Here is a 7,188-nt window from a genome sequence, read left to right on the forward strand (position 1 = left end):
ATCTCCTGGCGGCCGTGACCGGTCGCGCGGGTCCTGTCCTGCAGTGGGATCTGCGGCCAGGGAAGGGACTTGAGCTCCCGGACACTTCCGGATGCGGTCTGAGCTGTTCAAAGGCAGGGGAGATCAGAGATGATGCGTCGGCAGGCACGGGCAGTCCAAGGTCACAGAGCGTAGAGAACTCCATGATCGCGGACGTCCGTGCCTACTGTGTACCGACCCAACATGAAACCGACCCAACATGACGAGACGTCAACAACGGGCGTCAGCCGACTGCGCCGAAGTCCTGACCGAAGAGGGCGCGGTAGTACGCGACTTCCGGTTCGCGCTCCATCCAGATGTTGCCGTGGGGGGTCTCCGTTGTCGCGTTGTCGGACCATCCGGTCTGTTTCCGCTGCGCTCTTCGAGATGCACGACGAATGGACCGCCTTACCTCGCCGCCACCCCTCGAAGGCGATATGGGTGATATCCACCGCAAACTCTCTTTTGGTTCCTCCGTGCCACCCAACGCACCGCAATGCAACCGCCAGTTGATTCCCAACACCATGACGAGGGACACTGCCTGGCGGATGCCCGTTCCCGACCGAGTGGCACTCGCTTCGGTATCCTCCCGTGCAGGTCATCGGAGACCATTTACCCAACGATTACTGGGCAGTTGACCTCGGGGTTTCGTGGTAGCGTCCTTGTTCGGAGGGACAGTGCAACCTGAAAGGGAAATCGTGAACACGGAGAAGATCACTGCTCGCCGCCTCTCGCTGGAAGAGGTGACGAAGCTCGGCGTGAAGGACAAGCTCTTCGTTTCCGCCGACACGGCAGAACTCAAGCTTCCCGACTGCTATGTCCCTGCTTTTCTGACCAAGTCCGGTGAGGATTTCGAGGGCGGCTCGATCACGGCGAGAACCGTATTCCAGGAAGAGGTCTCCTGCCTTCCCGACGACGAGAATGAAGCCGGAATCTACTTGGCCGACGAGAACGGCTCGGTGACCATCGAAGTCCTCCAGTCCGCCGGTGTCGTGCTGGACCTGGCACTTTTCGTCCCTGGTGGGGACAAGGGGGCCCTCACGGCCCTTTACGCTGCGGCCCGGCAGGCGTTCGGTGCCGACGTCGTGCAGATCTGGCGCCAGGGCCTCAAGGAGGTTCCCGACGTGAAGGTCGACATCTTCGAGGAGCAGATTCCCCGGGGGCGCAAGGGGAGCGACAGCCCCAAGCGTGACCGTCGCGCGATCGACACCTACCCCACCCGTGCGGACTTCATCGAGTTCTCCGCGGGGTGGAAGCCGGTCGTTGAGATTCACAGGCCGATTGTTGACGACACCCCGACCATCTGAGGCGGCGTCACCTCTCGGTCTCGGCCTGAGAGAACGCCGAGAACGCATGCGCCGGATCCGGTCGACCCCTGAGCGGCCCAGGGAGCCGTCGGAATACAACTCAGGAACGCCGAGGCGCCGTTCCACTCGATGACCTCGCGAGACAGCCCGCCTGACCAAGATCAAAGCCTGAAGTTATTCTGCGACAGCCCTCAGGACTTCGGCGCAGTCGAGTGACGTCCATTTCGTGCTCAGGCGAGGCCGAGGAGCGTGAGGGGTCGGCGGGCGTCACGCGCATGTGCGGCGACGGCCGGAGGCGATGTTCTTCGCGCCGTTCGGTCGCAGGGCGCCGACCGCGAGGTTGCGCCAGGTCGCCATAGCGCGGGGTGCGCTGTCGGCCCGCCACCGCGCACGCGGTCAGGTCGAGGACGACGGCCAGCGCGTGCCGCACTCCTCGCAGCCGGATCATCTGCTATCAGCACGAACGCCCAGCCCAGCCGCTCATCCCATGCACGAGCGTCGTCCGCGTCTGCACCTGTCTCTTCAGCCACGCAGGGGATCACCCCCGGCACCGTCGGCTGGCTCCGCCCGACGGTGCGCGGAGACGCAGGCCACCGAGGCGCCATGGACATGAGACAGGAACCGTCCGCTCGCGCTCCCTTCACCGCAAGTGGTCACGAAACGGATGCCCGCCGACTACGCCGAGGCCCTGCGACCGCTCCGGAGGGTTTCAGTAGTCGAACCTCATGAAAGCGCGGGGTCAGCCGTTGTTGCGGGTCCAGGTCTCTGCCGAGCAACTACCGCTGGAGTTGCAGATAGCCACCCGAACGCCACTGCCCTGGCTTCCATATGCGTTGGGAGAGGTGCTGTCCTCGTAGAAATCCTTGTTGCAGTGGCCCCACGTTCCTACGACGGAGATGGAACATTCTCCCTGCCGGTACAGCTGCCAAGAGCTGCCGTTCCAGAGATAGTTGCTCCAGCGGGCGTATGCCCCACGAGTACTCGCAACCAGGTAGATCCGGTCCCCGTACATCTGGAAGCACGCTGAGCCGGCACTGGATTCTGCGCAAGGCCCCGTGCTGTAGGTGGGCCCCCCGAGCACTGCTTGGTCGTATTCCACGGCCGCCGTAACGTCGGGAAAAGCGGCTGTTGTGCTCGAATCTGCCGCCGACGCCGACGCCGGAGAGACAAGCGATAAAGCGGCCGCAACTCCGACTGCGGTCGTTCCGGCCTTCAAGGGCAGGCGCATTGTGTTCCTCCTTCTCATGGTGAAGATTCGCTGGATTCCCAAGCGGTCCGGCCCGGGTTCCCGAGCCCTGCCACCAACTTCGCTCAGCCACCTTGGAAGAACCTTGGACGTTTCTTCAATCCTGAGCTCAAAGCGGATCCAGGGCCGCCTCGCCCTCATGGTGGGCCTTCACGCTGCTGGCATCATCGGGCCGAAACGGCCGGCTACTCTTTCTCGACCGTTCCCTTGCCGCCAGCCGGTTCGCCGGTTCCGCGGCTGGGTCCGGTTTGCGGCTCATCCGCACCCGCCTGGCCCTGGGTCGGGGCATCCGAGCGGCCGACCGGTCGCGGCGGCCGGTCCGGTTGCGGCTGGAGCGCCGCTGCGAAGGCCGCCGTTACGACCTCCGTACCCGGGCCGCCAAGCGGCTGCCGAGGCGTCGGCCGAAGCCGGTCGGGCGGTTCCAGGCGCGGAACGCCTCTGCGGTGCGGCTGTTGCCCAGGCGTGCGGCGGCTTCTTCCACCACCGTCAGGTCACCGATCGACAGGGCCCGGACCGCCGGCCGCAGTACCTCCTCCAGGAGGACCGCCCGGGACTCGGCCCAGGCGGGGCCCGCGTGCGGGTGGGAGGTCCACACGGCGAAGCAATCGGCCACGTACGCCGGATCGGTGCGGAGCCGGGCGAGGACCGGGCCCCCGCGGGCGGCTCGGCCGTAGGCGGTGATGAGGTCGGTGTCGTCGCTGTGGACGAACGCGTACAGCTCGGCCTCGGGCCGGTCCGGGGCGAGCAGCCGTTCGGCCAGGGCGTTCAACGCCTGGTCGAGGATGCCGGGTTCGACCGGTTCGCCCCCGGCACGCAGCTCGCGGACCCGTTTCGCCCAGCCGGACTCCGCCGTACCCGACCGCAGGTCCCGTGCGAAATCCAGGAGCAGCAGGGATCCGCGTGCCCGCGCGTCGATGTCCTGCGGGAAGCCGCGCAGCAGGTCATGGGCGAGTTCGGGAGCCTCCTCGTCGTCCGCGGCGGCATCGAGCGCGGCGGCCACGAGAACCTGCCAGGTACCGGCCGTGCGGTGCGCGTCGGAGGTGGTCGCGGCCAGCAACTGCCGTGCCTCGGAGGCGGTGGGCGTGTCGGCGCCCCACACCAGCCCCACCCCGGTCCGCAGCACCAGCGGTTCGGCGAACGGCGACACGGCCCCGGCGCGGAGCACCGCGTGCAGCGCCCGCCCCCGGTCGTCACCGGCGCTCGCCCTGGCGTCCGGCGCGGCGGCACACATCCGTAGATGCGGCAGGGCCTGCGCCCCGGTGAACGGCAGGGCGACATCGGCCAGCAGCCGTTCCGCCGCGGTGGGGTCGTGCGGGGCGAGCCGGTCCAACTCACCGAGCAGCGCGGTACGGACGTCGAACTGCTCGTCCAGGAGGCCGAGCAGCCCCCGCGCGTGGTCGCCCGCCCCCACGTCCAGCAGCGACCGTGCCATGCGGTGCACGACCCCGGGAAGCAGGTCCGCGCAGTCCACGTCCAGCAAACGTGCGACCCGCAGCAACTGCACGATGCGGCCCACACTGTGGCCGGGTGCGCCCTCCATGGACGGGGTGCCGTCGGTGTACGGGGTGCCGTCGGCCAGTTCCGTACGCAGATCGCCGCCCAGGGCCGTTTCGAGCGCGGCGGCGACGCGTTCACCGTCCGGTCCGGCGAAGGCGGTGCGTGTGGGCGGTTCCGGGGCGACAACGCCGCGACGTACCGACTCGGTCACCAGCAGAGCGCCGAGGGACGCCGTGACGGACGACGGTGCGCGGCCGTCCAAAGCCATCAACAGCTTTGAGAGGCAAGACAGTTCGTGATTCGTGCGGTCGTTGCCGGGAGCGGTCAGCGCGTTGGCCAGCAGGCGGGTTCGGTCCTCGTCGAGCGCGTACGGCCGTCCGGCGGCCCAGTCGGCCGCCGCCGCACGTCCCTCGGGACCGAGGGGTACGCCCGCGCAGAGCGCCGTCACGGCGAGCGGTCCGGCGGAGAACGGCGCGCCGGGCAACTCAGCCGCCTCCCGGAACAGCTCGGGCGACCGGTTCCGCCAGATCCGGGCACATGTCTCGGCCCAGACGTCGTCGACGACATCCTCCGGACGCGTCTCGGCGCACGAGTGAACCCGTAGCGCGGGACCATCGGTCGTCTCCGGAGTCTGCCCGCCCCGGCTCGGAGCATCCTGTGGCAGTACGCCGACGACCTGGTGCGGGGAGTGGGCGGGGCGGCGCGTGTAGGTCGTGAACGTGAGACGGTGCGCGTACTTTGAGGGGAGCACGGCCCCGGCGAGGGCGAGCCATCGTGCCACGTCGGCGCTCTGCCGTTCCACCAGAACCACCCGTGTCGACGACGGTTCCTCGCACACCCGGCGCAGATCGGCGAAGACCGCCGCCAGCCAGGGGCTTCGGGAGACCGCGAAGTCGTTCAGTGCCTCCGGCCCGAAGGCGGCGGAGGCCGGAAGGGCGGATATTCGACCGGGCGCGCTCCCGTCCGGCGGGGTGGCGGCCCAGTTCGGCGACCGCCATGCCGCGATCGGCAGCGCGTTGCCCGGCAGCCGCGTTCCGGCGGGGAGATGCACCGCGTGCGCGTGGAAACCGACGGCCCCCGGCCCGGCGACCGCGACCGTGCGGCTCAGCAGATGACCACCGTCGGACAGCGCGCTGAAGCCGAACGCCTCTGGAAACGAGCGCAGTTCGTCGGCCGTCGGGTGGTGCGGTGCACCTGCCGGCGGTTCGTAGTCGAGGAGCTGCTCGGCATCCGCCAGCACCTGCGTGGGCATTCCGGCGCTGACCGCCGTGAACCGTGCGCCGCCCCCGCCCCCGCCGCCTCCGGCGTCACCCGTGGAGGCGGCAGGGGCGGAGGTGTAGTGCAACTGCGCGAGGCTCATGCGTCGGCCCTCTTCGTCCATGCCGCGACCTCCCCGTGCCCGACAGCACACCCGCTCCGTCGGCGCTGCCGAGGGCGGGCCGTACGGGTCACGGGGACGACCCCGGCGGGGAGCGGTCCGCAATCGCGGGAGCGACGCTATCAAGGACGCAACTCCCTTACGCACTCCGCTGGATGGGCGCACGGGAGCGCGCCGCGCCGCCGGGTAAGACGGTCCGCGCCGAACTGGAGCTGCCGGACCGGGCGTTGGCGCATCGGGATCCGAAGAGGGCTCGGGTCGCCCGTGTCCCGGGTCGTCCGCATGGCGGGTGATGCATCCGGTGTGGTGCCGTCGCGCGCGATGCACCGCATGCTCGGCCCGGTCCTCACTGAGGCCCATGCTCGTGCCTGGTCCCGTGGGCGTGCCCGGCCTTGTGCCCGTGTCCGTGCGCGGTCCCGTTGCGGACCTGAGGGAGAGCTTGGAGCGCCGCCCGATCGGGCGTTCCGGCCGGTAGTTCTGGTGGGCGGTCCGTCCAGTGGCCCTGACCGCCATGCGCCTGGAACCGCGAGCACATGGCCGAAACGCCTTTGATCACTCTGCGTGTTCACCCGGAAGGGCCACGTGCAGGAGCCGGGGGGCGCGAGTGCGGGTTGTATCGACAGGGGCGCTTCGCATCCAAGAGCGTTCCCGGAGGAGGACATCATGTTCCGTCGCTCGATACGCAGGCTCCTGGTCTGCCTGTGCACGCTGACGGCGGCCTCGCAGGCTGCCACGTCCGTCTCCCTCGCCGCGCCGGCCGATCAGCACAGGGCCACGCATGCCGCAGCCCGGGCCGCCGGCGCACAAACTCTCGACGATCTCGCCACCGCGATGAAGGACGCGGCGTTTACTGGGGCCTCGTATGGCTTCTTCGCCGCTGAGGCCGACCCCCAGGGCCTTCCGGCCATCGGCCAGCTCTTCCGTACCACGGCACGGACCGAGATGGACGAGCATCTGCGCGAGGCGGCCGCTCTCACCGGTCTGGTGGGCACGAACACGGCCAACCTGCGTCAGGCCATCGACGGCGAGACCTACGAGCACCAGGTCATGTACCGCGGCTTCGCCGATCAGGCCCGCAAGGACGGAGACCTGGACGCCGCCGAACTGTTCACCGAGATCGCCGGGGACGAGGGCCGTCACCGCGACGCCTACCGCGCGGCGCTGACGTTCCTGACGAGCGGCCGCGGGGCGATCCCGGCACCGCCGAAGGTGGACATGGTGTCCGTTCCTGCCGGGTTGGCGAAGGTGAAGGCCGCCCGCACGAAGGCCAACCTCGACACGGCCTTGCACGGTGAGGCGCTCGCCCACGCCAAGTACATGCTCTTCGCCACCCGCGCGCAACAGAGCGGCAACCCCGCGCTGGCGCGTCTGTTCGAGGGCACCGCGGCGGTGGAGTTGCACGAGCACTTCGCCGGCGAGGCCGCACTGGCCGGACTCGTGCGCACCACGAAAGAGAACCTGAACAAAGCCCTCGACGTGGAGCGCAATGAAGCCACCACCCTCTACCCGGAGTTCGCTGAGCGAGCCACCGCCGCCGGTGACACCGCGGCTGCCCGGTACTTCCGTGACACCGCCGCGGATGAGGCCAAGCACGCCGCCGCCTTCGAGAAGGCACTGAACCAGGTGCGGTGACCGCCCTGGACGCGCGGGGGGGGGGGGGGGGGGGGGGGGGGGGGGGGGGGGGGGGGGGGGCTGGGGGGCGGGGGGGGGGGGGGGGTGGGGGGGGGGGGGGGGGAGGGGCG

General features: G+C 69.5%; 3 protein-coding genes. 2 read left to right on the forward strand and 1 reads right to left on the reverse strand.

Annotated features, from left to right (window positions below; all coding sequences use genetic code 11):
• Positions 1 to 716: 716 nt before the first annotated feature.
• Positions 717 to 1,325 (forward strand): hypothetical protein, encoded by a 609-nt coding sequence (locus tag ACGF2V_RS05290; RefSeq protein WP_362629008.1) that lies wholly within the window; start codon positions 717 to 719, stop codon positions 1,323 to 1,325.
• A 1,601-nt stretch (positions 1,326 to 2,926) separates the two neighbouring features.
• Here the strand turns inward: ACGF2V_RS05290 and ACGF2V_RS05295 are convergent.
• Positions 2,927 to 5,428 (reverse strand): GTPase-associated protein 1-related protein, encoded by a 2,502-nt coding sequence (locus ACGF2V_RS05295; protein WP_362705695.1) that lies wholly within the window; start codon positions 5,426 to 5,428, stop codon positions 2,927 to 2,929.
• Between the two features lie 681 nt (positions 5,429 to 6,109).
• Here ACGF2V_RS05295 and ACGF2V_RS05300 point away from each other — a divergent pair.
• Entirely contained in the window at positions 6,110 to 7,078 is a 969-nt protein-coding gene (locus tag ACGF2V_RS05300; RefSeq protein WP_362705453.1) for a ferritin family protein, read from the forward strand.
• The last annotated feature ends 110 nt before the right edge of the window (positions 7,079 to 7,188 follow it).

The organism is Streptomyces sp. NPDC047982 (genome assembly GCF_043204165.1).
Lineage (GTDB): Bacteria > Actinomycetota > Actinomycetes > Streptomycetales > Streptomycetaceae > Streptomyces.